This is a genomic window from Oceanobacillus sp. FSL K6-0127 (genome assembly GCF_037983385.1).
Classification (GTDB): domain Bacteria; phylum Bacillota; class Bacilli; order Bacillales; family Amphibacillaceae; genus Oceanobacillus; species Oceanobacillus profundus.
Genome location: NZ_CP150287.1, coordinates 872081 through 898737 on the forward strand (window position 1 = coordinate 872081; position 26657 = coordinate 898737).

The 26657-nt window shown below is 38.2% G+C and carries 28 protein-coding genes and 16 tRNA genes; 35 read left to right on the forward strand and 9 right to left on the reverse strand.

The features are described from left to right. Nucleotides 1–45: 45 nt before the first annotated feature. On the reverse strand, nucleotides 46–1227 hold the full coding sequence (locus MHH64_RS04260) for a chromate transporter (RefSeq protein ID WP_095313087.1): 1182 nt from the start codon (nucleotides 1225–1227) through the stop codon (nucleotides 46–48). A gap of 18 nt (nucleotides 1228–1245) precedes the next feature. Further along, a complete protein-coding gene (locus tag MHH64_RS04265; RefSeq protein ID WP_095313088.1) occupies nucleotides 1246–1551 on the reverse strand; it encodes a PadR family transcriptional regulator in 306 nt (101 codons plus the stop codon). Nucleotides 1552–1993: 442 nt separating this feature from the next. Between MHH64_RS04265 and MHH64_RS04270 the strand changes: the two genes are divergently transcribed. From MHH64_RS04270 to MHH64_RS04290, 5 genes are all read left to right on the forward strand, one after another. Continuing rightward, entirely contained in the window at nucleotides 1994–2932 is a 939-nt protein-coding gene (locus MHH64_RS04270; RefSeq protein WP_340002740.1) for a phosphotransferase, read from the forward strand. Nucleotides 2933–3087: 155 nt separating this feature from the next. Beyond that, nucleotides 3088–3840: an aminoglycoside phosphotransferase family protein gene (locus tag MHH64_RS04275; RefSeq protein ID WP_340002741.1), complete on the forward strand. Its 753-nt coding sequence runs from the start codon at nucleotides 3088–3090 to the stop codon at nucleotides 3838–3840. Nucleotides 3841–4003: 163 nt separating this feature from the next. Beyond that, complete coding sequence (locus MHH64_RS04280) at nucleotides 4004–4558, forward strand: GNAT family N-acetyltransferase (protein ID WP_095313091.1); 555 nt, start codon at nucleotides 4004–4006, stop codon at nucleotides 4556–4558. Nucleotides 4559–4609: 51 nt separating this feature from the next. Further along, the gene (locus MHH64_RS04285; protein WP_340002742.1) at nucleotides 4610–5266 is read left to right on the forward strand and encodes an HAD family hydrolase; all 657 of its coding nucleotides are present in this window, start codon (nucleotides 4610–4612) and stop codon (nucleotides 5264–5266) included. Between the two features lie 158 nt (nucleotides 5267–5424). After that, complete coding sequence (locus MHH64_RS04290) at nucleotides 5425–5961, forward strand: CueP family metal-binding protein (RefSeq protein WP_095313093.1); 537 nt, start codon at nucleotides 5425–5427, stop codon at nucleotides 5959–5961. A gap of 283 nt (nucleotides 5962–6244) precedes the next feature. Here the strand turns inward: MHH64_RS04290 and MHH64_RS04295 are convergent, their stop codons facing one another. After that, a complete protein-coding gene (locus MHH64_RS04295) occupies nucleotides 6245–6784 on the reverse strand; it encodes an isochorismatase family protein (RefSeq protein ID WP_340002743.1) in 540 nt (179 codons plus the stop codon). Between the two features lie 411 nt (nucleotides 6785–7195). Between MHH64_RS04295 and MHH64_RS04300 the strand changes: the two genes are divergently transcribed. The 3 genes from MHH64_RS04300 to MHH64_RS04310 all read left to right on the forward strand — a co-directional run bounded on the left by MHH64_RS04300 (nucleotide 7196) and on the right by MHH64_RS04310 (nucleotide 9934). Next, nucleotides 7196–8254: an AEC family transporter gene (locus MHH64_RS04300; RefSeq protein WP_118890200.1), complete on the forward strand. Its 1059-nt coding sequence runs from the start codon at nucleotides 7196–7198 to the stop codon at nucleotides 8252–8254. Nucleotides 8255–8309: 55 nt separating this feature from the next. Beyond that, nucleotides 8310–9335, forward strand: coding sequence for a 2-hydroxyacid dehydrogenase (locus MHH64_RS04305; protein ID WP_340002744.1), 1026 nt, complete (start codon nucleotides 8310–8312; stop codon nucleotides 9333–9335). A 158-nt stretch (nucleotides 9336–9493) separates the two neighbouring features. Beyond that, nucleotides 9494–9934 carry a hypothetical protein gene (locus MHH64_RS04310; protein ID WP_251661559.1) on the forward strand — a complete coding sequence of 147 codons (441 nt, stop codon included), beginning with the start codon at nucleotides 9494–9496 and terminating at the stop codon, nucleotides 9932–9934. 107 nt (nucleotides 9935–10041) lie between these two features. On the opposite strand, the gene MHH64_RS04315 is transcribed toward MHH64_RS04310, so the two are convergent. Both MHH64_RS04315 and MHH64_RS04320 read right to left on the reverse strand, forming a co-directional pair. After that, entirely contained in the window at nucleotides 10042–10353 is a 312-nt protein-coding gene (locus MHH64_RS04315; RefSeq protein ID WP_240033848.1) for an AzlD domain-containing protein, read from the reverse strand. Further along, nucleotides 10346–11041, reverse strand: a complete 696-nt coding sequence (locus tag MHH64_RS04320) for an AzlC family ABC transporter permease (RefSeq protein WP_095313119.1) — start codon at nucleotides 11039–11041, stop codon at nucleotides 10346–10348. Before MHH64_RS04320 ends, MHH64_RS04315 begins: the two co-directional genes overlap by 8 nt. Nucleotides 11042–11178: 137 nt before the next feature. On the opposite strand from MHH64_RS04320, the gene MHH64_RS04325 reads away from it, so the two are divergent. Then, nucleotides 11179–11748: an XRE family transcriptional regulator gene (locus MHH64_RS04325; RefSeq protein ID WP_095313121.1), complete on the forward strand. Its 570-nt coding sequence runs from the start codon at nucleotides 11179–11181 to the stop codon at nucleotides 11746–11748. 174 nt (nucleotides 11749–11922) lie between these two features. Here MHH64_RS04325 and MHH64_RS04330 read toward each other — a convergent pair whose 3' ends face one another. After that, complete coding sequence (locus MHH64_RS04330; protein WP_251661563.1) at nucleotides 11923–12813, reverse strand: manganese catalase family protein; 891 nt, start codon at nucleotides 12811–12813, stop codon at nucleotides 11923–11925. 63 nt (nucleotides 12814–12876) lie between these two features. Beyond that, nucleotides 12877–13089: a YuzF family protein gene (locus tag MHH64_RS04335; RefSeq protein ID WP_251661565.1), complete on the reverse strand. Its 213-nt coding sequence runs from the start codon at nucleotides 13087–13089 to the stop codon at nucleotides 12877–12879. Between the two features lie 664 nt (nucleotides 13090–13753). Here MHH64_RS04335 and MHH64_RS04340 point away from each other — a divergent pair. The 5 genes from MHH64_RS04340 (at nucleotide 13754) to MHH64_RS04360 (ending at nucleotide 18353) form a co-directional block, all read left to right on the forward strand. Next, a complete protein-coding gene (locus MHH64_RS04340; protein WP_303449448.1) occupies nucleotides 13754–15448 on the forward strand; it encodes a methyl-accepting chemotaxis protein in 1695 nt (564 codons plus the stop codon). A gap of 274 nt (nucleotides 15449–15722) precedes the next feature. Then, the gene (locus MHH64_RS04345) at nucleotides 15723–16103 is read left to right on the forward strand and encodes a VOC family protein (RefSeq protein WP_251661568.1); all 381 of its coding nucleotides are present in this window, start codon (nucleotides 15723–15725) and stop codon (nucleotides 16101–16103) included. Between the two features lie 63 nt (nucleotides 16104–16166). Beyond that, a complete protein-coding gene (locus MHH64_RS04350; protein ID WP_251661570.1) occupies nucleotides 16167–16640 on the forward strand; it encodes an SRPBCC family protein in 474 nt (157 codons plus the stop codon). A gap of 28 nt (nucleotides 16641–16668) precedes the next feature. Then, on the forward strand, nucleotides 16669–17406 hold the full coding sequence (locus MHH64_RS04355) for a class I SAM-dependent methyltransferase (RefSeq protein ID WP_251661571.1): 738 nt from the start codon (nucleotides 16669–16671) through the stop codon (nucleotides 17404–17406). Between the two features lie 95 nt (nucleotides 17407–17501). Continuing rightward, complete coding sequence (locus MHH64_RS04360; protein WP_251661573.1) at nucleotides 17502–18353, forward strand: DUF72 domain-containing protein; 852 nt, start codon at nucleotides 17502–17504, stop codon at nucleotides 18351–18353. Nucleotides 18354–18406: 53 nt separating this feature from the next. Here MHH64_RS04360 and MHH64_RS04365 read toward each other — a convergent pair whose 3' ends face one another. Beyond that, a complete protein-coding gene (locus MHH64_RS04365; protein ID WP_340002745.1) occupies nucleotides 18407–19681 on the reverse strand; it encodes an aminotransferase class I/II-fold pyridoxal phosphate-dependent enzyme in 1275 nt (424 codons plus the stop codon). Nucleotides 19682–19866: 185 nt separating this feature from the next. Between MHH64_RS04365 and MHH64_RS04370 the strand changes: the two genes are divergently transcribed. The 3 genes from MHH64_RS04370 (at nucleotide 19867) to MHH64_RS04380 (ending at nucleotide 21773) form a co-directional block, all read left to right on the forward strand. Continuing rightward, complete coding sequence (locus MHH64_RS04370; RefSeq protein WP_340002746.1) at nucleotides 19867–20724, forward strand: aminoglycoside 6-adenylyltransferase; 858 nt, start codon at nucleotides 19867–19869, stop codon at nucleotides 20722–20724. A gap of 62 nt (nucleotides 20725–20786) precedes the next feature. Beyond that, nucleotides 20787–20921, forward strand: a complete 135-nt coding sequence (locus MHH64_RS04375) for a hypothetical protein (RefSeq protein WP_285845193.1) — start codon at nucleotides 20787–20789, stop codon at nucleotides 20919–20921. An 87-nt stretch (nucleotides 20922–21008) separates the two neighbouring features. Next, the gene (locus MHH64_RS04380) at nucleotides 21009–21773 is read left to right on the forward strand and encodes a MerR family transcriptional regulator (protein ID WP_095313150.1); all 765 of its coding nucleotides are present in this window, start codon (nucleotides 21009–21011) and stop codon (nucleotides 21771–21773) included. A gap of 74 nt (nucleotides 21774–21847) precedes the next feature. Here the strand turns inward: MHH64_RS04380 and MHH64_RS04385 are convergent, their stop codons facing one another. After that, on the reverse strand, nucleotides 21848–22210 hold the full coding sequence (locus MHH64_RS04385; protein ID WP_095313152.1) for a nuclear transport factor 2 family protein: 363 nt from the start codon (nucleotides 22208–22210) through the stop codon (nucleotides 21848–21850). Between the two features lie 142 nt (nucleotides 22211–22352). Here MHH64_RS04385 and MHH64_RS04390 point away from each other — a divergent pair, with 142 nt between their 5' ends. From MHH64_RS04390 to MHH64_RS04475, 18 genes are all read left to right on the forward strand, one after another. Then, nucleotides 22353–22490, forward strand: coding sequence for an RAxF-45 family protein (locus MHH64_RS04390; RefSeq protein WP_285845194.1), 138 nt, complete (start codon nucleotides 22353–22355; stop codon nucleotides 22488–22490). A gap of 188 nt (nucleotides 22491–22678) precedes the next feature. Further along, the gene (gene abc-f, locus MHH64_RS04395; protein ID WP_095313154.1) at nucleotides 22679–24553 is read left to right on the forward strand and encodes an ABC-F type ribosomal protection protein; all 1875 of its coding nucleotides are present in this window, start codon (nucleotides 22679–22681) and stop codon (nucleotides 24551–24553) included. Between the two features lie 253 nt (nucleotides 24554–24806). Next, nucleotides 24807–24881, forward strand: a tRNA-Asn gene (locus MHH64_RS04400). 65 nt (nucleotides 24882–24946) lie between these two features. Then, nucleotides 24947–25021, forward strand: a tRNA-Glu gene (locus tag MHH64_RS04405). A gap of 4 nt (nucleotides 25022–25025) precedes the next feature. Continuing rightward, nucleotides 25026–25101 (forward strand) — tRNA-Val (locus MHH64_RS04410). A 33-nt stretch (nucleotides 25102–25134) separates the two neighbouring features. Then, nucleotides 25135–25211: transfer RNA gene (locus MHH64_RS04415), tRNA-Met, on the forward strand. 37 nt (nucleotides 25212–25248) lie between these two features. After that, a tRNA-Asp gene (locus MHH64_RS04420) sits at nucleotides 25249–25325 on the forward strand. A gap of 11 nt (nucleotides 25326–25336) precedes the next feature. Next, nucleotides 25337–25429 (forward strand) — tRNA-Ser (locus MHH64_RS04425). 34 nt (nucleotides 25430–25463) lie between these two features. After that, nucleotides 25464–25539, forward strand: a tRNA-Phe gene (locus MHH64_RS04430). Nucleotides 25540–25756: 217 nt separating this feature from the next. Continuing rightward, nucleotides 25757–25832, forward strand: a tRNA-Thr gene (locus MHH64_RS04435). Nucleotides 25833–25881: 49 nt separating this feature from the next. Continuing rightward, nucleotides 25882–25957: transfer RNA gene (locus MHH64_RS04440), tRNA-Lys, on the forward strand. 3 nt (nucleotides 25958–25960) lie between these two features. Beyond that, nucleotides 25961–26042, forward strand: a tRNA-Leu gene (locus tag MHH64_RS04445). Between the two features lie 58 nt (nucleotides 26043–26100). Next, nucleotides 26101–26189, forward strand: a tRNA-Leu gene (locus MHH64_RS04450). Between the two features lie 3 nt (nucleotides 26190–26192). Continuing rightward, nucleotides 26193–26269: transfer RNA gene (locus tag MHH64_RS04455), tRNA-Arg, on the forward strand. A gap of 3 nt (nucleotides 26270–26272) precedes the next feature. After that, nucleotides 26273–26349: transfer RNA gene (locus MHH64_RS04460), tRNA-Pro, on the forward strand. A gap of 12 nt (nucleotides 26350–26361) precedes the next feature. Beyond that, nucleotides 26362–26434, forward strand: a tRNA-Ala gene (locus MHH64_RS04465). A gap of 26 nt (nucleotides 26435–26460) precedes the next feature. After that, a tRNA-Gly gene (locus MHH64_RS04470) sits at nucleotides 26461–26534 on the forward strand. A gap of 12 nt (nucleotides 26535–26546) precedes the next feature. Continuing rightward, nucleotides 26547–26620, forward strand: a tRNA-Ile gene (locus MHH64_RS04475). Nucleotides 26621–26657: the final 37 nt, after the last annotated feature.

Below are 26657 nucleotides of genomic sequence, written 5' to 3' on the forward strand. Positions count from 1 at the left end.
TCCCAATACTTACCTGGAATAGCCTTTCCACGATCTCAAGAAATTTTAAAGGTACGATAAGAACAATCCACCGATTGCACCAGATAGCACAACTACCCATGGTGGAAGCTTCCAATAAACAAGCATACTGAATAATATTGCAGCCAGAGCAAAGTCGATTGGAGCATGAATAGCACTTGTCCAAATTGGGTTGTAAAGTGCAGCAATTAAAATACCTACAACAGAAGCATTTACCCCGATTAATGCAGCTTTAATTTTCGGGTTGCGACGTAGTGCATCCCAAAATGGCAATGTACCTAATATAAGAAGGAATGCTGGTAAGAATATTGCAAATGTAGCAAACAAACCGCCTTGCCAGCCATTTATAACTGCCCCAATGTATGCGGCGAACGTAAATAATGGACCGGGAACTGCCTGTGCTGCTCCATAACCTGCAAGGAACTCCTGTTCATTTAGCCATCCAGCAGGAACAAATTCCTGTTCTAATAACGGTAATACAACATGTCCTCCACCAAAAACGAGAGAGCCCGAGCGGTAAAAACTATCAAACAAAGCAATCCATTGTATCGATGTAAGGTTGCGTAATATCGGAAGCAGGATGAGCAAGCCAAAAAATAGAGATAAACAAGTATATCCGAATCGACGGGAAATATGGAAATTACTAACCGCTTTTTCTTCCATGTTGGTTTGCTGCTTAAAAAGGAGAAAACCGACAACTGCTGCTAGAAGAATTGCGCCAATCTGTGTGTAAGCTGTTTGCCATAGTAGTGTAACAACGAGCGTAAATAAAGCAATTGTTTTCCTTTTTAAGTCTGGTGTTAAGTTTTTAGCCATTCCTAAGACTGCATGAGCGACAACGACAACAGCAACAATCTTAAGTCCATTGATCCATCCAGCATCTTCAATTCCAAATGTATGAAGAAGGGAAGCAAAAACAATAAGTGCAATCACAGATGGTAATGTGAAGCCAAGAAACGATATAATGCCACCTATTACTCCTCCGCGCATGACTCCAATCCCAATTCCAACCTGACTGCTAGCAGGTCCAGGAAGAAATTGGCAAAGCGCAACTAAATCTGCATAGCTTTTCTCGTCCATCCATTTTCGCCTTCGAATATATTCTTCGTGAAAGTAACCTAAATGTGCAATAGGTCCACCGAATGAAGTTAAGCCAAGTCTAGTAGAGACGATTAAAATCTCAAACCATGTTTTAAGTTTATAATTCATATTTGAACTAGCCTCCTATTATTTAATCTCTTTAAACAGCTCATAAGCCTTAGCCCGGGCTTGATCAAGAATTTCTTCTCCCTTGCTAGTAGCTGTATAATATTTTCTTATTTTTCCTTCTACATTTCGATTTTCTTTCGTCAAAAGCCCATCTGATTCCATACTGTGAAGAATTGGATATAATGTACCCGCACTAATCTCATAGCCATGTGACTGTAGCTCTTCGTGCATCCAAGCTCCGTAAATCGGATGTTCCTTTGCGTGATGTAAGATATGTATTTGAATAAATCCTAAAAAGAGCTTTCGCAGTATCTTATCTTCCAATTTTACTTACTCCTTCCTAATATTCTTTCAATATCGATTTCCGATATTGATTTTCGATATGTAAAAGATAACATGTGTCAATATCCAATTCAATGTACATCATTGAAACTTAACAAACTTTACATTATCTATAAAATGGAGTTCATTAAACTTGATTTAAATTAGAAAATAAAATAGAGCTTATAGAAGAAATTTTGTTATAGTAAATATATAAATATGAAGGAAAGCGCATTCCAGAATGCATAACAAATTTACGTACATAGGAAGTAGTAGACAATATTCATCGTCACTTAGGAAAAGCTAACATTATCAGTGTTCATGCATTGCTATAAAATAATAGTAGAATGAGAATTGTATTTCTGATTTTGGGTTTGAAATGGATGGCTTATATTGATTTAATTTGCATTTCAAAGATATTTTTCCTTTATAAGGAGGGAATCAGATGGATAACATTAATAATATATTAAGAACACACTATAATCTTGAAGTTCTTAATGTATCAAATCAACAAGGTGGTTGGGCATCCCTTGCTTATAAGGTGGATGATGGAAAGAGTAGTTACTTTTTAAAAGTATACGAAAAGAAAAGAGCGTCTACACCAAAATTAACAGCACTTATTGACCAATATATACCTATACTGATGTGGTTAAAGGAATATAGTAATTTAAAACATCATATCATTGTACCGATTTTAACAAAGCAGAGTGCGTATACATGCGAAGATGAAAACAACATTTATATGCTGTACGACTATATCGAAGGGGATACAATTGGTAATCAAGATTTAACAGATACCCAGATAAAGCAATTTTCACAGATTGTCTCAGAGCTTCACTTATATGCAGAGGATATTCCTATTAAAACAGATGCAATCAAAGAGGATTTTGATGTAACGTTTATAGAACAGTTACAAGGTACAGTGAACAATGGCAATAATTTTCCTATCGACATATGGCAATTAATTCGTTCCTACATGAAGCCATTACAAGAGATGATTATACGTGTTGAAGGACTTGCAAGGAAACTAAAAGCAGCTAATCTGAAAATGAGTCTGTGCCATACCGATTTACATTATTGGAATTTAATGCAATCTGATCATTTAATATTAATCGATTGGGAGGGGCTAAAATTAGCCCCGGTCGAAGCGGATTTAATGTTTGTTGTGAATAAGGACTATTTCAATAAATTTATTACGATTTATCGAAAAAATCATCCAAACTTCTCAATTGACTCGAACGTATTACAATTTTATCAAGAAAAAAGAAAGCTAGAGGATATTTGGGAGTTTATCGAACAACTTTTATACGATAAGCAAGAAGAGCAAGAACGAGTTACGACAATAAATTACTTAGTAGATGAGTTGAAACGTATTGGTGAATGATTAAGCCAGAACCTATTTCTCCTGTCACGAAAGTGTCATCACAGTCGTTGTAAAAGGATAATAACTATTATTATAAAAAGGAATTACGATGATTGAAGAGAACTAATATAAAGATGAGGTAATAATTCATCTTTATAATGTGAGGATGAGAAAAAGTGAGGTTAGATAATCCATTTGCTACCGGTAATACAGCAAAAATTTATATCAGTAATAATCGAGTAGTGAAATTGTTTAACGATGACTTGCCACAAAATGAAGCTATTTATGAAGCGAAAAAGCAAAAATATGCTTATTCGTGTGGAATTTTTGTCCCTAAAGTTTTAGATGTTACGAAAATTGATGGGAAACAAGCAATTATAATGGAGTATATAAAGGGAAAGACGTTAGGTGACCTTTTAATGGCAAACCTAGAACGAGCAGAGCACTACATTAAGATCTCTGTTGAGGTACAACAGAAAATACATGCCCATGCTGCAAATACACGACTTGAACAAATGTCTGATAAACTATATCGTCAAATTAACGCAACGAGCTACCTAGATGGAAAGCAAAAGACGAGGTTAATACAGAAGTTAGATGCCATGACATTTGAAAAACGCTTATGTCATGGAGACTTTCATCCATTTAATTTGATTCTGAGCAATGAAGATGTGACAATAATTGATTGGGTTGATTCTAGCGCAGGTGATGTTCGAGCAGATGTCTACCGTACGTATCTCTTGTTTTCACAGATTGCAACGGAATTAGCTGATCGATATATCCATTTATATTGTGAGAAAAGCGGTTTTTCAAGAGGAGAAATACTTCAATGGGCTCCTATCATTGCGGGGGCACGTTTGTCTGAAAATGTATCTTCAGAAAGTGTTGAACGTCTAATAAAGATTGTAGACGAGTCAACTCTTATGTAATTACTACCTTAGAATCAAGGTGTTTTTCTGTAAACAGTTTATCATGTATTGAATTGCTAAGCAGGCTTTGTTTTGTTATGTTTTTCCTAACGTATAATTTCTGAAGAGACAGTCTAGTTTAAAGATAATTTTATAGGAAAATGATGATAAAAGGATGATAAAAATGAAAAGAATACGTTTAAAAATGGAAAGAAAAAATCTATTAAATATTCCGGAATTTCCCCTTCCAGATGGGTATCAAATTCGGATGTTTAAAAAAGGTGATGAGCATAACTGGGCTAGAATTGAAGCGAGTGTGGATGAATTTAAAGATGAAAAGGCTGCCCTTGAACACTTTGCGAAAGAATTTGGTCCATACATAGATGAAATGGAAGAACGCTGTCTATTCGTTGAGAATAGTAATGGAGAAGCAATTGCAACAACAACAGCATGGTATGGAGATTTAAAAGGTGGTGGTGAGATTTTGGGCAGAATCCATTGGGTTGGTGTTGTTCCTGAATATCAAGGGAAGAAACTTTCGAAGCCTTTGCTTAGTGAAGCTTTGAAAGTTTTAGCGCAGCATCATGAAAGAGCATATCTTACATCGCAAACAACGAGTTATCAGGCTGTTAATATGTATTTAAACTTCGGATTTGAGCCTTTCCTTACAGAACCTAGCTGCCACGAGGCTTGGGATTTGATGGAAAGCGTATTAGCACGGCAGATCGTAACTAAATAAACGGTTTTATAAAAGACAATGATTTAAAAAAGTACCTAATGGAGGCGGAATATGATTAAAGCAGTAATCTTTGATTTCGACGGATTAATATTAGATACAGAGACAGCTTGGTTTCATTCATATAAGGAAGTTTTGCATGACCAATTTAAATTTGATTTACCGCTTGAAGTCTTTGTGAAATGTGTTGGTTCAAATGATACAGCATTATTTACATATTTGGAAAAAGAGATTGGTGATCAGCTGGATGCAAATGCTATTCGTGAACACGCAGGGGTGTTACATGCACAACTGGTTAAGGAAGCAAAGGCACGAGAAGGCGTGGAAGCCTATCTTGCGGATGCACACGAGGCAGGCCTGACAATTGCTTTAGCAACGAGTTCAACTAAGAAGTGGGTGACTACCCATTTGACCAATTTAAATTTGATTTCCTATTTTGATTATCTCATTACACAGGATATGGTGGAACATGTTAAGCCTGCGCCGGATTTGTTTTTGAGAACGTTAGAAATACTTGATATTGAGCCGGATGAGGCAATCATTTTTGAAGATTCCTTAAACGGTTTAATAGCTGCATTGGAAGCGAAAGTACCAACGGTTATTATTCCGAATCCAGTTACAGAATCGTTACCATTTGAAAACTTTCATTTAAAGTTGAACTCAATGGCGGATATGACCTTACAGGAAATTATAGGGTCTTTAAATAAATAGGTGCGGTAATTCAAGATTACAACCTTCCTTTGAAGCATGTGAAGGAATAGTGAGCGCTTCACATAAAAATCTATCTGTAAGTAATTTATGTTAAAGTTTGAGTTATTGAACGTGATAAAAGGATCTGAAAAAGAGGGAGAGGAAGGTCTGTATTTAAGATGAACAAAAAAATTCTTGTGGCTATTGGATTTGCATTGGTAGTATTAGTAGGATATTTGTTTACAGTAAACGACAGTAACATGACACAGAAAGATAATGGATCGAAAGACATTAAGGATTTGGTGCATGATTACAGCATTGGCAGTGTAGAAGATCAGTCTGCTTCCATTACATCACATGAACTGATTGTGACGGATCAAGATGGAAGTCAGCAAAGCTATGCTTTACCGGAAGATGAGTTTTTTGTTTCCATCGCTCCTTATATGGAGCAAACCCATCCTTGTGCTATTCATAGCTTAACAGGCTGCCAAGGAGAACTAGTAAATGAAGAATTTGATGTATACATTGAAGATCTAGAAGGTAATGTGATAGTAGATGAAAAAATCAAGTCCCATTCTAATGGGTTTATTGACTTATGGCTTCCTCGAGATAAAACGTATCGTATTACAATTGCAAATGATGGGAAAGAAGTGAAGTCAGAGATTTCTTCATTTGAAAATGATAATACGTGCATTACAACGTTACAATTGGTTTGAAGTATGTGTGATTTGTCGATTAAATAAATGAACCTTTGCCTACAAACGATTCGACGCCCCTGATTTTTCATGAATGCAATGAAAGCTTGAAAAAAGATTAAAGGCAGAAGTTCGGTCATTTATAAAGGAACTAAGACTTACTAGACAAAGATAGAGGGAATTCATATCCAGGTGATTAGTATTTTCCGACCACTGTCACGAGTATGACTCTGTATTGGATTACTAGAAATTACTCAGTAAAAAAATAACAGCTTACCTATAAGGAAGCTGTTATTTTATGTCCTTATTTCAGCAACTTTAAAACATTTTTAAAATCCTTGCTCTCAGCTGTCTCCATTAATTCATATAATGCCATTTCCACACTTGATGGCAGGACTCCGGATGCTTGCATTTTGTGAAGCCCAATTTCTTTATTTAACTTCGTTCGTGATGATACTGCGTCTGCTACAACCTGCACCTCATATCCTAGGGATTTTATTCCTAATGCTGTTTGATACACACAGATATGCGTTTCAATGCCAGCTATTAGAATCTGTTTTCGTTTCGTAGCAGTTAGTGCCTCCACAAATGCTTGGTTTTTGCATGCATCAAAAGTAATTTTATGAATCGGTTTAACGTGTGTTAAGTATTTTGCTAATGCTTCATTTGTTTGTCCAAGACCTTGCGGATATTGCTCTAGCCATACGATTGGAATTTGAAGAATGTTGAGCCCTTGAATGAGGACTTTTAAATTATCGATTAAGCTTTTGCTATCCTGTACAATGTTAGCCAGCTTCCCCTGTACATCCACTAATACAAAAACAGTACTTTCTTTATTGAGCATCCTATCCCTCTTCTCAAAACGAGCATTTAATTTTCTGCTTACTAATTAAGTTCGTTATTTCTTCATTTAAACCTTCTTTTCACTCTATTATTGTGAAAAGATTAGGCGAACCATTAAAGCGCAAGTCTTCATCCTCCTGTCAAAAAACAGACATAAATAATTTGGAAAAAGGTGTTGTCAAAATGATAAAAGCATTGTATTATTAAATTGTGAAATTATTCACAAACAATAGGGCCCAAAAGAAGCTAGTATGTAATGAAGAAATGGCTTCACTGTATACTAGATTATTAATTTAAATCCAATTTACCAGTTTAAGTGAAACAAGTTAACAGCATTTATTTTTTTGGTGTTTAATGTGAAATTATTCACAAACTTTGAGATATCTTAATAGATTTTAGGGAGGAAACGACTATGAATTTTGCAGAGGTTTTTGCTAGTACAATTACAAATCCAAAGGTAATTAGTGCGGTAAGTTCTGCAGTGTTGATTATATTACTCGGTTTTTATTTACGGAAAAAGGACATCATCAGCAAACAGACATCTAAGATGCTGAGCGTGCTTCTATTGAGTGTTTCGATTCCAGCGCTTGCATATACAGCTTTTATGCAGGACATCGATACGGAAAGTTTAACACAAGGTATTAACTTATTAATTTGGGGATTTATTATCTATATTGTGCTCATTATTATGGGTAAATTCTTCTTTATGAATTTTACAGGAGATAAAAACAAAGTATTACATGTACTAACGATTTTCGGTTCTACAACGTTTTTTGGTATTCCGATTGTTGGTGTGATGTATGGTGCAGAAGGTGTTATGTACGCATCTATTTTTAACATTTCATATCGCGTGTTCTTGTACTCATACGGATATATTAAAATGTCAGGTCTGAAGTTTACGAAAGATAATATTAAAACCATGTTAATGAACCCAATTATCATTGCAACCTTTCTAGGCCTTGCTGTATGGATGTTCCAAGGCTATCTTCCTCAGGTACAAGCAACAAATGCTGAAGGACTCGCTGTCTCTGCTGCATTCTTGCGTATTGATGTTACAGCGCCATGGTTATTTGAAACATTGAACTATCTTGCTAAGCTTTGCTCTCCGCTTGCATGGATTGCGATCGGAGCACAGCTTGCAGAAATTCCATTAAAAGATGCATTCCGTGATAAACCGTCCTTGCAATATAGTGCTGTAAAAGTAATCTTCGTTCCAGCTTTCATCTTAGCGTTAATTACAGCTGGAAGTATGTTGGGTATTTTCCCAGTTAATCATGTTGCAATGGCAACCGCAGTAATTATGATGGCTACTCCTACTGCAACAGTTGCTGCAGCATTTGCGATTAGCTTTGATAAAGAAGCTTTATTAACATCAAATTGTTCCTTGCTATCAACGATTTTGGGAGTTGTAGCAATGCCGCTATGGGTAGTAGTTGTTGAATTGATGAAGGGATTTAGTATCTTTTCTTAATAGAGGTTGTTCAAAAAGATTTGGATGAACAATAATATAACGAAAAAGGCAGGTAATGAAAATGACAATTCAATTAGTATGTTTCGGTGTAAGAGACGTAGAGGTAGAATTTTTCAATTCCTTAAATAAATATAACTTTGATTTAACACTTATTGAAGAGCTAATGAATGATGAGAATGTGGAGCAATGTAAGGGCGCGGATGCAGTAATGATTCGGGGAAACTGTAAAGCGGATCGGGCAAACCTGACGAAATTAGCGGGTTATGGTATTCGCTATATTCTAACAAGAACAGTTGGCTATAATCATATTGATCTTGAAGCAGCGGCTGAATTGGAATTAAAAGTAGCGCGTGTTCCAGCTTATTCACCAAATGCAATTTCAGAGCTTGCGTTAAACCTTGGAATTAACCTTTTACGAAATATCCCATATACAACTGCTAAAACGCATCAAAAAGATTTTACCGTGGACGCCATGATGTTTAGTAAAGAAATTAGAAAGTCAACGATTGGAATTTTAGGAACAGGAAAAATCGGTTTGACAACTGCCAAGCTATTTAAAGGGTTAGGAGCCCGTGTTGTAGCTTATGACATCTATGAGTCAGAAGCAGCAAGGGGAATTGTAGAGTACCTTCCATTGGAAGAAGTGTTAGCTATAGCGGATGTTGTGTCTGCCCATGTTCCACACTTTAAAGGTGTTAATGATCACTTTATTAACGAAGCTTTCATCAATAAAATGAAGGATGGTGCAGTATTAATTAATACGTCTAGGGGAGAAATTCAAGACCATTCAGCTATTCTGCATGCACTTAAAGAAAATAAGCTTAGTGGATACGGTACAGATGTATTTGAAGGGGAGAAGGATTTCTTCTTCCGCAAATTAACAGGTGAGAAGCTGGATGATCCTGTGATTGAAGAATTAATTAGTCTTTATCCAAGGGTACTTGTTACACCACATATCGGTTCTTATACAGATGAGGCATTAACAAATATGGTTGAAATTTCTTATGATAACCTTCATGCGTATTTAATGTATGGCCGCTGTGAGAATGAGGTTCCACTACCTGAAATAGCGCTTGTTTAATCAACCAAGCCGACCAATCGAACTGGTCGGCTTTCCTATTGCATAAGTAAAACGAAGGCATTCGTCTTGCTTAATAGTGAATACCTGGTTTTCTACTATCCACCTTATATTCCATCTATACAATTGATGCACTTTTTGGTAAGGTGAAGGTGTAGAAAATGAAAAATGAGGTGTATGAGATGCTGTCTTTAATTAACAAACTACCGAATTACTTTCGCTGGATGTTGTTTATACCTCTTTTCTTTGTATCGTACCTTTTATTTAATAAATTCCTATCCTTTAGTTTGACGCCAGTCTTTGGGTTATATGATGAAAATGATCCGTTTACGTTTATTGCTTATAACCTTTATCTTAATACGATTAGCACAGCTTTAGCTATTATTTGCAGCGCCTTTTTTGCACCAAAGCTCCGAAGAATTGTTGCTCTTTCTCTTGTTCTATTCATCGCTCTCTACTTTTTAGCACATATCCCTTTTATCGTGAGTGGTTTACTGCACATGGCTATATGGAAACTATTATTTAGCATGCTCACCATGCTCCTTGGCGGGTTTTGGGGTGTGCGTGTTGTTTATCGAAAAACTGTTCAACTTCAATGTTAGTTGTTAACGTCTACAATAGTTATAACCACACAACGATCTTCCGCCATTGGGATCGTTGTGTGGTTATGCTTGCTTCTGGATAGAAGGCAAAAGTCGCTTACTGCCAGCTATAAAAAATAACGCGCTAGCAATCCAGCCGCTATTCCAATTATAAGGGAAGGTAGAAACGTATGGATAACTTTTAAGGTAATTGCTGTAGCAAGACAGCCAATTAGTACTGGTAACGAAAGAGCGATTCCCCCGTCTGTTGGTACTAACATTTGATTTGCAATTAGTGCGGCTATAATTGCAATCGGTACATAATTAAAATATAAACGTAAGGTTGCGTTCATTTCTCTTCCAGCCATGATCTCGACGCCAATGACTCGTGATAGGTACGTAGAAATAGTTAATAATGCAATGAGCATCCAGTTATTCATTATCTCTTGTCCTCCTGCTTACATATAACCCTATGAGTGGTGATAAACCACCTGCTAAAATAATCGTAAATTCATTCCCTGGTGTTACATATTGAAGGATAACCGTTATCGTGACAGCAACCAGTGCTGTTGCAATGACTGGCTTTCCTCTTAAAGAAGGAATAAGGATAGCTGTAAAAGTAACTGGGAAGGCCAAGTCCAAACCCCATTTAAGCGGATCAACCTGGCTGCCGATAACCGCTCCTATATAGGAAGAAGTAATCCAAGCAAGATAAAAGGTAGCTGCAACAATACCAAAATAGAGTGGGTCTGGACCGTGCTTTTGAAATCTTGCGCTGCCTAGAACAAATGCTTCGTCGGACACGCCGAAGGATAATAAACCTCTCCACTTTCTTGGAGCGGGAGATAGTCCTTCAGCAAGTGCGGCTCCATATAATAAATTACGCAGGTTTAACAAAGCAGTAGCAATTAGAACACTTGTAGCTGTTGCTCCTGCTGCTAACATTGCGACAGCTACCATTTGAACGGAACCGGAGAACACAAATAATGACATTGCTAGTGCACTTGCTAGGCTTAAGCTTGTTTGAGTTGTGAGCACACCATAAGATAAACCATATGCTGCAATAGCTATTGCTAGTGGTAAAGCTTCAGTGACCCCCTTTTTAATTGTTTGTTTTTTGTTATTCATCTACTTAACAGCTCCTTCCCTGTGTAAAAGATTGTCTATTTTGGTATAATTAAAATATAAGTTATAGTTAACTATACTATACTATATTATAATTAAACAAAAAGTTTATTAAAGTATACTGTTTTAGGGGGAGCTACATGACTATTGAAAAGCCTTGGAGTGAAGAAGATGTAGGAAAGCGCATAGGGGCTAATCTACGGAAATATCGCACGAGTAAAGGACTAAGTATGGAGGCATTTGCTAAACAGATTGGTGTTAGTAAATTAACATTAATCAAGGTCGAGCATGGGGAAGCTAACCCAACATTATCTGTAATTTGGAAAATTGCAGATGGACTAAAAATATCGATTACGGAACTACTGGAAATGGAATCTGATGTGTCTATTATTCGTAAAGGAAATGGGGTGAAGCTATCAAGCTCAGATAAGTTGTTTGTTGCTGAGCCATTATTTCGTTCCCGTAGCTTCGAATTATATCGAGGATACCTTCAGGGGAGAAGCGAATATGTTTCAGAAGCACATCAACCAGGGGTAATAGAATTTGTTACCGTTATGTCAGGAGAACTAACCATGGAGCTTGATGGTGAAGTGCATCATTTGAATGCATTCGATTCTATTCGCTTTAAAGGGGATCGGCTCCATAAATACGTTAACCCATCTTCATCTGTATCAATTTTACATTTTGCTATTACCTATAATAATCACTAAAAAAGCTGTATTTATTTAATGACATAAAAAAAGAGTCCTTTTAATCAGATTTTGATTAAAAGGACTCTACTAGTTTATATTATCTTTGGTAGAAGAAAGTATAAAATTTTCTATCTGTATAAGTACAACCAGAGATTTATCTAAAGATTTGACGGAAACCAAGTTTTTTAAAGATCACATATTACTCTTTAAGCGTTTTAAAATACGATGGTAGTCATCACGATCAATCCCTGGTGCAAATTGCTCTGGAAGCTCTGGTAAATCGGGGACTGCTGCACCCTCAGGCATTCCATCGATTACGTGCAGTGGATCACCAGTTTCAGGGTTTGGCCCTTTCCATATTTGGTTGATGTCCCGATACTCTGGTTCTCCCCATGTATACAACACATTAAACAATCCTCGATCCATGAACTTCCTTGCGTAGTCAAACTGATTATTATCCAAACTTGGAACAGGCAGCATCTTACCTACTTCTACGCCTGTAGCTACTTCGATTGCTTTTGCATAAGCAATGACGTGCGTCCCTCCGCGAACGAGTAGGTAGCCAATCATTTCTAAAGCGGTTGGATGAGTTGTCATTTCGTAAACACGCATTTTATGATTTCTTGCTCCGATTTCCAATAAATAATTGGCGAGAAGATCTTCAACGAGAGTACCGCTGTTATTTACATAAGATCCATTCCACGGCCTGCCCATCCCATCACCTGGATAAGCTGTTTGAGCTGTGGTGGTAAAGTGCGTTGAATAACGTGCATCCTTTCCATTTTGCAGTGGAGCGGTGTCAGGGTCACCAGGTACAGTATTGCCAATAGAAAGTAGATTAATAGCATTAGCTACTAGTTCAACATGACCAAATTCTTCCGCTGTAATACTTGCGATTAAATCATAAAAGGGCTTTAGCTTTTTTTTACCACGGAAATTAAAGGATTGGAACATGTAATTGTTTAAGGTGGACATTTCACCGAATTTGCCTCCCATTAATTCCTGAACAGCTGCTGCAGCATTCATATCGCCATGTTCTGGAATAGGCAGTTCAATGGCGATTTTATTCACACGTTTCATCATGAGTTTTTGCGCCTCCATCCATAGATAATAACCATTGTCATCATATGATGGAGGGTGCTTGGCTTATTCTCCCTTTAATTGCTGAAACCAAATTATTTGAGCTGTACGGACATAAAAAGGTGATCCTCCCATATGGATTACAATATGATCTGGCATCACCTTTTTCAATATACCTCGTACCGAGCCGTGTGTCGTTTGAACGGCAAGTGATTTATTTTGAAACCCTGTTAAAGCTTGATAAACATACGGATCACTAAGATTCCATTTTTCATTCATTGTTCAACACTCCTTTTTTCTCGAAGCCCATAGCAGTATATGCAGGGCAGCGAAAATGTGTATCGGTCTAGTTGATATTTTGGTTTTCTAACGTATTATTCACTCACGCTCATCCGTTTTTAAACCGAATGGAGAGCAAGTTTAAAAAGCTTAGCTGGTAAATGCGAGAGGTCTTTAGTATGTATGAATAAAAATGTATATGATTAAAGTATGGTTTTTTTATCCCTTTTCTTTAAAAAATGGATATATAGACCGATATAAAAGATAGGCACTGTTATTCCTCTTGGTTAATGTATATCTATAGGTTCGAAGTATAACGATGAAGCAATAGCATTGGATATATAAATGGATTGAAAAAAATGGGTATTCCTGTATAGTGAATAGCCATTTTTAATTGTTGTGTTATCAACGAACGTAGGCTCTTGCTGAAGAATAGAGTCATAAAGGAGATTGTTTGAAGGAGGGTACTTATTCTAATAAAAATTCAATCTTCAGCATGAGAAGTATTGTAATTTTAGTCTGAAGGGCTTTTAGGTTGTGTGACTTTCTGAATCCATTCAAGTTAAAGGCCCCTTTGCATAAACAATATAGGTATTAATAGCGTTGGTACAGATTGAGGAAAGTAGCTATGTTATCAATTTATTAAATGGTAAAGGAGAAAAAGATGAAAAAGTTATTAAACTTCAAGAGTATTAAACATAAAATCATATTTGCATTTTCGTTTGTTATTTTATTTGTCATTGTATTGGGTGTATATAATTACATAGCAGTTAAGGAGATAAATAAAAATACGACAAATATTATTGAAAATGAGCTTCAAGGATTAATTGCAAATTTGGGAATGGAAACAACAATGGCTAATCGGATTTCTACTGCTCGTGGCTTTGTGCTAAGCGGTGAGAGTGATTTTAAAGATCGCTTTGCGGCATATACGGAGCAGGGCATCGAGTTTGAGAGTCAAGCTAGAAGTGTGGGAGTTACGGAAGAATTTGATGATTTAATTGATAAAACTGTTGCGTGGCGGACAGCAATTGATGAGGACGTATTTGATGTATATGATAGCGGAGATGTGGAGCTAGCTACAGAGAATCTAAATGAGTTAACCCCTGTCGTACGTGAAATCATGGCTGGATATGAGGAGATAGCACAAAGTTCCGAAGATGACATTAACCGACTTGGTGAAGAAATCATATCCAGCGGTGAACAAACGCAAAGAATTGTCGTTATTGTATCACTTTTAATTGTCGTGCTTAGTATAGGAGCGGCGCTTATTACTGCCGGAATGATTTCGAGACCAATCAGAACGGTAATGGAGAGAATGAAGCTTATTGCAAATGGAGATTTAAGCCAAGAAGTACTGCGAACAAATGCTAGAGATGAAGTTGGGCAGTTAGTTAAAGCTACCAATGAGATGGCTATCAATACACGGGATCTCCTCACGCAAATAAATGTTGTATCTGAGACGGTTACAAGTCAAAGTGAAGAATTAACACAGGCAGCGAACGAAGTAAAGTCCGGTTCTGAGCAGATAGCAGTCACGATGCAAGAGCTGGCGACAGGATCAGAGACACAGGCAAACAGCGCTAGTGATTTAGCATCGATTATGGGTACATTTGCGGTTAAGGTAGATGAAGCACATGATAATGGTGGGCGTGTGCAGCGGTATTCAAATGAAGTGCTTGGAATGACATCTAAAGGAAGCGAATTAATGACCTCTTCCACCGAGCAAATGGCTAAAATTGATCACATTGTACAAGGTGCGGTTACGAAGGTAGAGGGATTAGATGAACAATCTCAAGAAATATCACAGCTTGTTTCAGTAATCCGAGATATCGCGGACCAAACAAATCTACTTGCATTAAATGCAGCGATTGAAGCAGCGAGAGCGGGCGAACATGGTAAAGGATTTGCTGTTGTAGCCGATGAAGTAAGGAAGCTTGCAGAACAAGTTTCTGTTTCTGTTACGGATATTACTGGCATTGTTTCCAACATTCAAAATGAAACAAGTTTTGTCGTAGAATCATTAAAGGATGGATATACGGAAGTTGAACAGGGGACAAGTCAAATCAAAGTTACCGGGCAAACATTCCATGAGATTAGTGATTCCGTATCTAAGATGGTGGACAGTATTAACTTAGTGTCCGATAACCTAGCTGATATTGCAGTCAATAGCCAGAAGATGAACGGATCGGTTGAAGAAATAGCTTCAATTTCCGAAGAAGCAGCAGCTGGTGTTGAGCAAACTTCTGCTTCAACACAACAAACCAGCAGCTCTATGGAAGAGGTGGCAGGAAGCTCTGAGCAATTAGCGCAGCTTGCTGAAGAGTTAAATGGGTTAGTAAGGAGATTTAAGCTTTAAGTCAGCAACTGTGACGCTTAAGACTGTAATTTTCATTGAGTTTAGAACTTATAAGGTTTGATAATAGGAATTGTGGCATTTTGATTGATGCCCACAATTCCTTTTTATCTAAGGGAAATTTTTAGTCTGTAAAGAAACACTGGTTAGATTATTAGATATGATCTTATCATATCCGTAATAGGTTAGCTTTGAATAATTTGGTGCGTTGGTCGGAAAATTTGTGTTAAAATTTATTGTTAAGAGCGATAATAAGTCTGATTCGGGGGTGCCAAAAGTGAAAATCAATATTATAACTTTAGCTGTTCATCATCTTGAAAAAACAGCGGCTTTTTATAGGGAGGTCCTTCAGTTGCCAGAGGATCAGGTATCTAAAGGAGAGGACCATATAGCTTTCTTTTTTGATGAAAATTTTTCGCTAGTTCTCTATCCACGTGAGGAGGTTGCGTCTACAACTGGTCAACTTAATCTAAACCCCAGTTCTAATGAGTTAATACTAAGTTCTTTTGTAGAAAGTCGTCAAGATGTAGACGGTATTTTAAGGCGAGCAACGTTAGCTAATGGTAACGTTATAAAGCAAGGAATAGCAAATGAATGGGGTTATTCAGGATACTTTGCTGATCCCGACGGTCACGTCTGGGAAATTAGTACAACCTAGAATAAATCCATTGGATCTATAATTATATCTCTATAATAAATTTTGAATTTGGAGGAGAAAGCTATGCATTCATATGGAACTCTACATAAAGTAGATGAACGATATAAATTAAGATTTGAACGTGATTATGCTTATTCGGTTGAGAAAGTTTGGGATATGGTAACGCAGCCCCAATATTTTACACAGTGGTACCCATTTGCAACAGGGGAGATGGACTTGCGAACAGATGGAAAGATTTACTTCGATGATGGTGAAGGAACGACTTACGAAGCAATAATAACCAAATTTAATCCACCTCATTTCTTTGCTTTCCGTGAGATCGATGACTTACTTTCTATCGAATTAAATACTGAAGGTGATGGTTGTCGCTTGCTGTTTGAACACACATTTGACGATGCTTCTATGAGTGCTTCTGTTGCTGCTGGATGGCATCGTTGTCTGGATGTTTTAGGAATGATTATAGAAGGAAAGCCGGTCGAATGGCTGGATAATGCCGCATCGTTACGTGAGAATTATATGGAAACATTCGATTTATAAGTATCGAAAGTTGGGTGGAGAATAGGTTATGAAACAAAATAAATATGATGATGCTCACTTTTTTGCAGCATATGAAAAGATGCCACGCTCCCTAAATGGATTGGAAGGCTCAGGAGAATGGCCATTATTAAAGAAACTGCTCCCAGAATTGAAGAATAAACGTGTACTTGATTTAGGGTGTGGCTTTGGCTGGCATTGTCGCTATGCAAGAATGGAACAGGCTCATTCCGCAGTTGGTATTGATATATCAGAAAAAATGCTGCAAAGAGCTCGTGAATTAACGGATGACCCACATATCGCTTACCGACAAATTCCAATGGAAGATATTCACTTTGCTGCAGACTCATTTGATGTTGTGTTTAGTTCTCTTGCGTTTCATTATGTGAGAGCATTTAAAGCAATTTGTATAAAGGTTCATGATTGTTTAACATCGGGCGGAAAGTTTGTTTTTTCAGTAGAACATCCTGTTTTTACTGCTAGAGCGGAACAAGATTGGTGGTATGATGAGCAGGGAAGTCGTCTGCATTGGCCGATTGATCATTATCAACACGAGGGAATTCGCCATACACCTTTTCTGACTGAAGATGTTATAAAGTATCATCGCACACTAGCAACCTATATAAATACACTAGTTGATGCGGGATTTACGATTAAAACAGTGGAAGAGACTTTCGCAACAGAGGAAATGATACAAAATAATCCAGCGATGTTTGATGAAAATCGCAGGCCGATGTTTTTGCTAATTCGTGCTGAAAAAATGATGTGAAGCTTTTAGTCTATCTTCGGATTACTTGGGCATTAACAAAATCGAGCTGGATTCGATGGTTATGTTATCATGTTGGTAGGAGGGATCTGTTCCTAATGATATACATAGGTTTAACAGGGTGGGGAGATCATCACACACTGTACCCGCCTCAAATGAAGTCAAAGGATAAATTAGCTGAATATAGTAGTCATTTTCTGACAGTTGAAGTGGATGCGTCCTTTTATGCCGTGCAGCCTGTAAGTAATGCTTCCAAATGGGTAAGTGAAACACCGGAAAACTTTCGCTTTGTGGTGAAGGCATATCAGGGAATGACTGGTCATCAAAGAACGGATATTCCGTTTGAAACGAGAGCGGAAATGTTTCAAGCGTTTATCGATTCATTAAAACCTTACCGGAAAGCCAATAAGCTAGCAATGGTCTTATTTCAATTTCCCCCTTGGTTTGATTGCAAGAAAGAGAATGTGAATTACTTACGATATTGCAAAAAAATGATGGGAGACATCCCTGTTGCGCTTGAATTTAGAAATCAGTCTTGGTTTCGAGAAACATTTCGTTCCGGTACGCTTGCCTTTATGAAAGAGAATGGCTGGATTCACACTATTGCGGATGAACCGCAAGCTGGAGATGGATCCATTCCAATTGTTCCAGCAGCTACTGATCCAAATATGACATTGATCCGAATGCACGGCAGGAACATTCATGGCTGGACAAAGCCGAAAAATGCGGATACAAACTGGCGCGATGTTCGTTATTTATATAAATACAACGAGAAAGAGTTGTTAGAGTGGAAAGAAAGAGTATCAGAGCTTGCCAAAAGCTCAACAGATATCATTTTCTTATTTAATAATAATTCGGGTGGGGATGCAGCAGGCAATGCAAAAGAGTTTCAAGCCATGCTAGGTATTGAATACGAAGGACTTGCACCAAGGCAGCTCGGTTTGTTTTAATCAGGTATAGAAAAAGAAAGCAATCCTTTTTAAAAGGATTGCTTTCTTTGGTTTCACTGCCCTAGTAGTTTTTTAATACTTGCTAATTTCACGCAGAGACAAAATACGTCCATTGCAGCTTCTAATTCTGTTAGGCCTGGGAAGGTAGGTGCGATTCGAATATTTCGATCCCTTGGGTCTTTTCCATATGGGTAGGTTGCCCCAGCGCCTGTTAGCGTAACGCCAGCTTCGGACGCTAATTTCACTACTTCTGTAGCACAGCCGTCAAGTGTATTTAGACTAATAAAATAGCCGCCTTCTGGCTTACCCCATGAAGCAATATCATCGTTGCCAAACTCCGACTCCAGCTTATTTAAGACGAGGTCAAATTTCGGTTTGATAATTTCAGCGTGCTTTTTCATATGAAGCTTCACGTTCTCTGCATCTTTTAAGAAGCGAACATGGCGTAATTGATTTATTTTATCCGCACCAATCGTCTGTACACCTAGCAGTTTTTTGGTAAAGCCAATATTTTCTTCACTTGCAGCAATTACAGCAACACCTGATCCAGGAAAAGTTACTTTAGATGTCGAAGCAAAGATAAAGACACGGTTTGGATTTCCGGCGTCTTTACAGGCTTTCAAGATGTTTTTTAATGCAGGTGGGTTATCTGTCAGATGATGAACAGTGTATGCATCGTCCCAGAAAATCCGGAAATCTTTGGCTTTCGTCTCCATATTAGCAAGACGATCAACAACCTCATCACTGTATGTTGTTCCTTCAGGATTACTGTATTTTGGTACACACCAAATACCTTTTATCGTATCATCATTGCGAACAAGCTCTTCCACCTGATTCATATCTGGACCATCATCTAACATATCAATTGTTATCATTTCAATGTCATACATTTCACAGATGGCAAAATGTCTATCATACCCAGGACTTGGACATAAAAATTTAACTTTAGGTGCTTTGACCCAAGGAGCATCACTGTCGACAACGCCTTTAAGCAATGCTCTGGAAATTGTATCATGCATTAAGCTAAGACTGGAGTTGCCACCCACAATCACTTCATTCGTGTCAACCTGTAGGAGCTGAGCGAATAACTCTTTCATTTCTGTTAATCCATCGAGCCCACCGTAATTTCGGATATCAATAGAATCTTTAACATTAATTGATTCGATTTTGTTAAGAAGGTCCATAGATAAATCCAACTGTTCTGGACTAGGTTTACCCCTTGCCATATTTAAGGATAAATTTTTCGCTTTAAAAGCATCATACTCTTCCATGAGGCTGGAATACATTGTACGTAATGCTTCTTGATCTAATGCGTTTATAGTAGTCAATGAAATATGCCCCTTTATCTTCGTGTTATTAGAAACATTATAACAGATGGGTTTTAAACTCGGGAGTGAAATTGTAAAGTTTATCAAAAAAATGCAGAAAATAATAGCTTATAAATAGTAGGGGAACCGAGCTGGTTTTTATATAATAAAAGTAATATTTCAGATGAATATGGAGGGTATGTCACATGCGGTCTAAACAAGAAATGATGGAGCTTATATTAAATGTTGCAAAAGAAGATAGCAGAATTAGAGCGGCAGCAATGAATGGTTCAAGAGTAAATCGTAATGTTCCTAGCGATCCTTTTCAGGATTACGATATTGTTTATCTTGTTTCAGATATGGGTTCTTTTATAAACGATCCGAATTGGATTGATGTATTTGGGGACCGCATTATGATGCAGACACCGGAAAATATGACCATGTTTCCACCAACGCTTGGGGGCAGGTTTTCTTATTTGATGCTATTTAAAGATGGTAATCGGATTGATCTAATACTTGCCCCGATAGAAGAGAAAGAAGCGTATTGTCGTGAGGACGGATTAACGGTTGTTTTATTAGATAAGGATGATAGCTTGCCGATACTGTCTCCTCCGAGTGATAAAGGGTATTGGGTGAAAAAGCCATCTGCTTTCTTTTTTGCTGATTGCTGTAAGGAATTTTGGTGGGTATCTACGTACATTGTAAAAGGATTGTGGCGCAAGGAAATTTTGTATGCGTTTGATCATATGACTATCTGTCGGTCGATGCTTATGAAAATGCTTGAATGGAAGGCAGGTATGGAGACTGATTTTTCTTTAAGCATTGGAAAAAATGGGAAGTATTTAAAGCGTTATGTTGATAACGAGACATGGACGCGCCTTTTAAAAACTTTTCCCAGCGGTTCGTATGAACATGCATGGCGCACTTTATTCACAATGACAGCGTTATTTGAGGAAGTTGCCATTGAGGTTGCAAAGCATTTTGGTTTTACGTACTCCTTTGAGGAAGCAGAAAACGTGAAAGCATACTTGAAGCATGTTCAACAGTTAGGACCAGATGCTTAGGATATTTATTGGTCGCAGTTTTAAAATAAATGATCTTTAACAAGGGGGATAATGTACAATGCATGATCGGCGTATTTATTATCATACTTTCAGAGGTACGAAAACGAGTAGATGGTGGTATCAACGGCAGATCGATTGGGATTACAATACTCCTAATGGTGATTACTGGAGGACTTTCAAGCCTGATTCGCTTGTAATTGTATGGAACATATTTATTTTTAAACTAACCCTTGACCTTTACGTAGCGTAAAGGTTTAAGATGGTAACTGTCAGGAGGGTTACAGATGGAATATACCGTAAAAAAATTAGCTCTGATTTCTGGTGTGAGCGGCCGCACACTCAGATATTATGATCAAATCGGACTGTTAAAACCAGCACGAATTAATTCATCCGGCTACCGAATTTACGGACAGAAGGAAGTTGATTTGCTTCAACAAATTTTGTTTTACCGTGAATTGGAAGTAAGTCTGGAAGACATCAAGAAAATAGTAAGCGATCCAACATTTGATCAGACAGAAGCATTAAAATCGCATTATCAGTTGCTAGCACAAAAGCGTGCCCGTCTTGACAAACTAATGGCAACCGTTAAAGGAACGATTGCAAGTATTGAAGGAGGTATTCCGATGCAGGATAAAGATAAATTCGCAGCGTTCAAGGAAAAATTAATTGAAGAAAATGAGAAAAAGTACGGGGAAGAAATCCGTAGTAAATATGGTGATAAAACGATTGATTCAAGTAATGCTAAGCTAAGAGGGATGTCTGAGGAAGACTTCAAAGCAATGAATGATTTAGGAGAAGAAATCATGGTGCTCCTTAAGAAAGCTTATGAAAAAGGAGACCCTGCTTCTGTGTCAGCACAGGAAATAGCTGCAAAGCATAAGCAATGGTTAATGTACTCCTGGGGCAGTTATTCAAAAGAAGCACATGCAGGTCTTGCAGAAATGTACGTTGCCGATGAGCGATTCACAGCCTTTTATGATAAGGCTGCAGAGGGGGCAACTGAATTTTTAAGAGATGCTATTCTCATTTACCTTGGTATGGAAAAATAGGATATATATGAAGAGAAGTCCCATGTTTGATTTCAAAATGGGACTTCTTTATTTGATGAAATGCCTATCGAACTTTATGCATTTACTACAATAAGATAAGCTGTCAGTTCCTTGATTTTCCCATCTTTAAATTTATTTAACTTATATATGTCGCAAAAAGCATAGGTTTTATCAATTCCCTCTTCATCGGGTATTGTCATGGATCCTTCAATTACTGCAGAATCTCCATGGGTAATAATTTGCTTTGTTACATAGTTTTGTGGTGTATACCCACGCATTTTTTCCATCTCTGCAGCAAATGCAGCTTTACCTTCGAACACTGCTTGTCCAACGTGATTCCACACGACGTCCTCGGCTGTGTGTTCAAGAATAAAGTCAACATCTCCAGTAGCAAATGCCTCGTTAATCTTTTGAAAAAACTCCTGATTCTTTGTCATTTTTCAATCAACTCCTTTTTGATTTGTATTACATAAATAATTCGTTTCATATTAGAAATATCCTGCATTTTTTGTGTAATACTTGAAATAGAAGCAACAATCAAATAAAATAAAAGAAACAAACGAACGGAGGTGGAAAGGGATGTTTAATCAAGCTGTGTTTGTGTACGGTTACTGGACGAATTATTTATATTTTAGCCGTGCAAAATTTGCTGTTTTAGTTGATAACGGGATACGTATGCCCTTTTTTAGCAACTTTATAGCAAATGTAAAACGGTGAAAACATCTCTAAATCCACATAATTGTAGGGGTTTTAAAGGGAGGGCTTTTCATGCTCTCCCTTTTGTGTGCCCTTATTTAGTTGAAAGCCATGGGATTATTATGTTTCCTATGGCTTTTTTGTGTTGTATCACGTGCCCATCATTAAAGAAGTGCACTTAGGAACTGTATTAAAGGAGGAACTTTACTATGATTGTATGCAGTGTGAATCAAATAACGAAAATGTATGGGGGAAGCTCCATCTTTGAAAATATATCATTTGAAATTATGGGTAATGATCGGATTGGTCTTGTGGGTCGAAATGGAAGCGGGAAAAGTACGCTATTTCGATTATTGTCTGGTGAAGAAGCACCTGATTCAGGAAAAATCCATTGGAGAAAAGGAACAAAAATAGGTTATCTCGCCCAAATTCCAGAAGCATATTCTAAGTTGACAACAAAGGAGGTATTAAAGACTGCCTTTTCAGAGCTAGTCCAAATGGAAGAAAGGATGATGCAGCTCGGGGAGGCGATGAGCAAGGAAACCAATGTGGAGCGGTTAGATAAATTAATGCGGGATTACGGCAATTTTCAAGACCATTTTGCGCGAAAAGGTGGCTATGAGATCGAAGCGAATATCGAAAGAATCGTTAATGGATTAAATATCGATGACTTGCTTGAACAGCAATTTTCTAGCTTGAGCGGTGGAGAGAAAACAAAGGTAGGTCTGGGTCTCTTGCTTTTAAAAAAGCCTGATTTATTATTACTAGATGAACCGACGAATCATTTAGACTTAATGTCAGTCGAATGGCTAGCTGATTTTTTACAGAGTTATCAAGGAACTGTCGTCATTGTTTCGCATGATCGGTATTTTCTTGATGAGGTTGTAGGTAAGGTGTTGGATTTAGAAGATGGAGAAATCACGAGCTATCCCACGAATTTTTCTGGTTATATAAAGGAAAAAGAGGCACGTTTATTAAGAGAATTCCAGGCGTATGAAGAACAGCAAAAGAAAATAAGGAAAATGAAAGAAGCTATTAAGCGATTGCGCGACTGGGCAAATCGGGCTAACCCACCAAATGAAGGGTTGCACAAACGTGCACGAAACATGGAGCGAGCGTTAGAAAGGATGGAAAAAATAAATCGTCCTGTATTGAATCGCAAAAAAATGAACCTTGAAATGGAGACAACGGACCGAAGCGGAAAGGATGTCATTATTTTAAAGGATGTTGCAAAGTGGTTCGGTGACAGGGAGCTTTTTTCCAAAGTAAATATGCATATTAGATACAAGCAACGTGTTGCCATTGTTGGAGGAAATGGAACAGGTAAATCTACATTAATTAAATTAATTTTAAATCAACTGCCTGCAGACGAAGGAGAAGTAAGAATCGGAAGTAATGTCAAAGTAGGATATCTATCTCAACAAGTCTTTACGCAATTCCAAGATGAAACTGTTCTTGAAGCATTTCGAGATGAGGTACATGTTACGGAAGGTGAAGCGAGACGTATTTTAGCTAGGTTTTTATTTTATGGGCATATGGTATTTCAACAAGTTTCACAGCTTAGTGGAGGAGAAAGGATGCGTCTTCGCTTAGCGCAAATGATGTATCAAGATATAAATGTTCTCATTTTAGATGAACCAACAAACCATTTGGATATCGAGGCACGTGAAGTATTGGAAGAAGCACTGGAGGATTATAAAGGAACCATTGTAGCAGTTTCTCATGATCGTTATTTTTTAAATAAGCTGTTTGAAGAGATCTATTGGATTGAAGCCAAAGCTGTTTATCATTTTGAGGGGGATTATACTTGGGCACGGGAAAAGCTGACTGCACTGAAGCTTGATGGGAAAGAAAAATTAAAAACAGTAGTGCGAGAGAAAAAACAAGAACCGAAAAAGAGGAAAAGTCAGGATTTAGATGGTGAGAGACTGAAAAAGGATTTAGAGGAAGTAGAACGTAAAATTACCTTATTAGAGGAAAAGTTAGTAGAAATCCAAGACTTGGAACAAATGCAAGAAGTGTATATGGAAAAAGAAGGGCTGGAGAAGGTTTGGGAAGAGTTGTATATGCGTTTGAATGTTTAGGAGGGTACAGTTTAGATTAGATTAGATGAAAGATGGGGACAAATAAGAAGGAGCTCTTTGATATGTCATGTGCATGTTAGAAAAGAGCTTCTTTTTATATAGATGAACAGGCTTTAGCAAAATGGAGGATGCTGAGCTTATTAGACGAAATTAGTGGGGTTGAAACTTTTTTTGCGTTTTTTTTACAAAAGTTTAATTTAGGCATTGACTTTAATACAATTATGTAATAAGATAAATCTCGCTGTTATATTATTCCACAGTAGCTCAGTGGTAGAGCAATCGGCTGTTAACCGATCGGTCGTAGGTTCGAATCCTACCTGTGGAGCCATTTAATTTTTATGAAGTAAATGTCGAATAATACATTTGTTGTCGAATTTGTTCATAAATAATATTGGCCCGTTGGTCAAGCGGTTAAGACACCGCCCTTTCACGGCGGTAACACGGGTTCGAATCCCGTACGGGTCACCAATACGGAGGATTAGCTCAGCTGGGAGAGCACCTGCCTTACAAGCAGGGGGTCGCAGGTTCGAGCCCTGCATCCTCCACCATCTTTTCTTTTAGATGAAATATATTTGTTATATCGCGGGGTGGAGCAGTCCGGTAGCTCGTTGGGCTCATAACCCAAAGGTCGTAGGTTCAAATCCTGCCCCCGCAACCAAATCTTTTGGTTTAATTAGATATGTTATTTGCAATATGGTCCGGTAGTTCAGTTGGTTAGAATGCCTGCCTGTCACGCAGGAGGTCGCGGGTTCGAGTCCCGTCCGGACCGCCATTTAAATATTCGGAGGTATACCCAAGTCTGGCTGAAGGGATCGGTCTTGAAAACCGACAGGCGGGTCAAACCGCGCGGGGGTTCGAATCCCTCTACCTCCTCCATTTATAATTTGAGTTTTGTAGTTAAATAACACTTGGCTCGGTAGCTCAGTCGGTAGAGCAACGGACTGAAAATCCGTGTGTCGGCGGTTCGATTCCGTCCCGAGCCACCATTTATCTTTCGGAAGTTGATTCTTTCTATATAAATCTAATAGTTTACAGGAAGCCAACAAGCCGGCCTAGCTCAACTGGTAGAGCAAGCCGTTTACTTCATCGAGTAACTACCATGTGCAGGATTGCGAGGAGTGGAACTTCTCCGAGTGTTCTTGCAACACGACGAGCCTACTTGATGGACTTGCTGTTAATCATTTGGTAACTAGATAATCATTTGCCGGCCTAGCTCAACTGGTAGAGCAACTGACTTGTAATCAGTAGGTTGGGGGTTCAAGTCCTCTGGCCGGCACCACTTTTTACAAGTAAATAATAATTATCATTAATACCTAATATATATTTTTGAGCCATTAGCTCAGTCGGTAGAGCATTTGACTTTTAATCAAAGGGTCGAAGGTTCGAATCCTTCATGGCTCACCATTCGCGGGTGTGGCGGAATTGGCAGACGCGCTAGACTTAGGATCTAGTGTCTTCGGACGTGGGGGTTCAAGTCCCTTCACCCGCATTACTTTTTACTTAAGAGGAATTTTTGTTGCAAATTCAGTATCCTTTTCTTTGCCCTTGCCGGGGTGGCGGAACTGGCAGACGCACAGGACTTAAAATCCTGCGGTAGGTGACTACCGTACCGGTTCGATTCCGGTCCTCGGCACCATATGCGCCCGTAGCTCAATTGGATAGAGCGTTTGACTACGGATCAAGAGGTTAGGGGTTCGACTCCTCTCGGGCGCGCCATAACGGGAAGTAGCTCAGCTTGGTAGAGCACTTGGTTTGGGACCAAGGGGTCGCAGGTTCGAATCCTGTCTTCCCGACCATTTTATTTATACGGGGCCTTAGCTCAGCTGGGAGAGCGCCTGCCTTGCACGCAGGAGGTCAGCGGTTCGATCCCGCTAGGCTCCACTTCTTAAAAAAACGATATAATTCATGCGGGTGTAGTTTAGTGGTAAAACCTCAGCCTTCCAAGCTGATGATGAGGGTTCGATTCCCTTCACCCGCTCCAACTTACCAATATGGGCCTGTAGCTCAGCTGGTTAGAGCGCACGCCTGATAAGCGTGAGGTCGGTGGTTCGAGTCCACTCAGGCCCATTCATCTTTTTTGAAAAAAGATGTTGACATCTTTTTG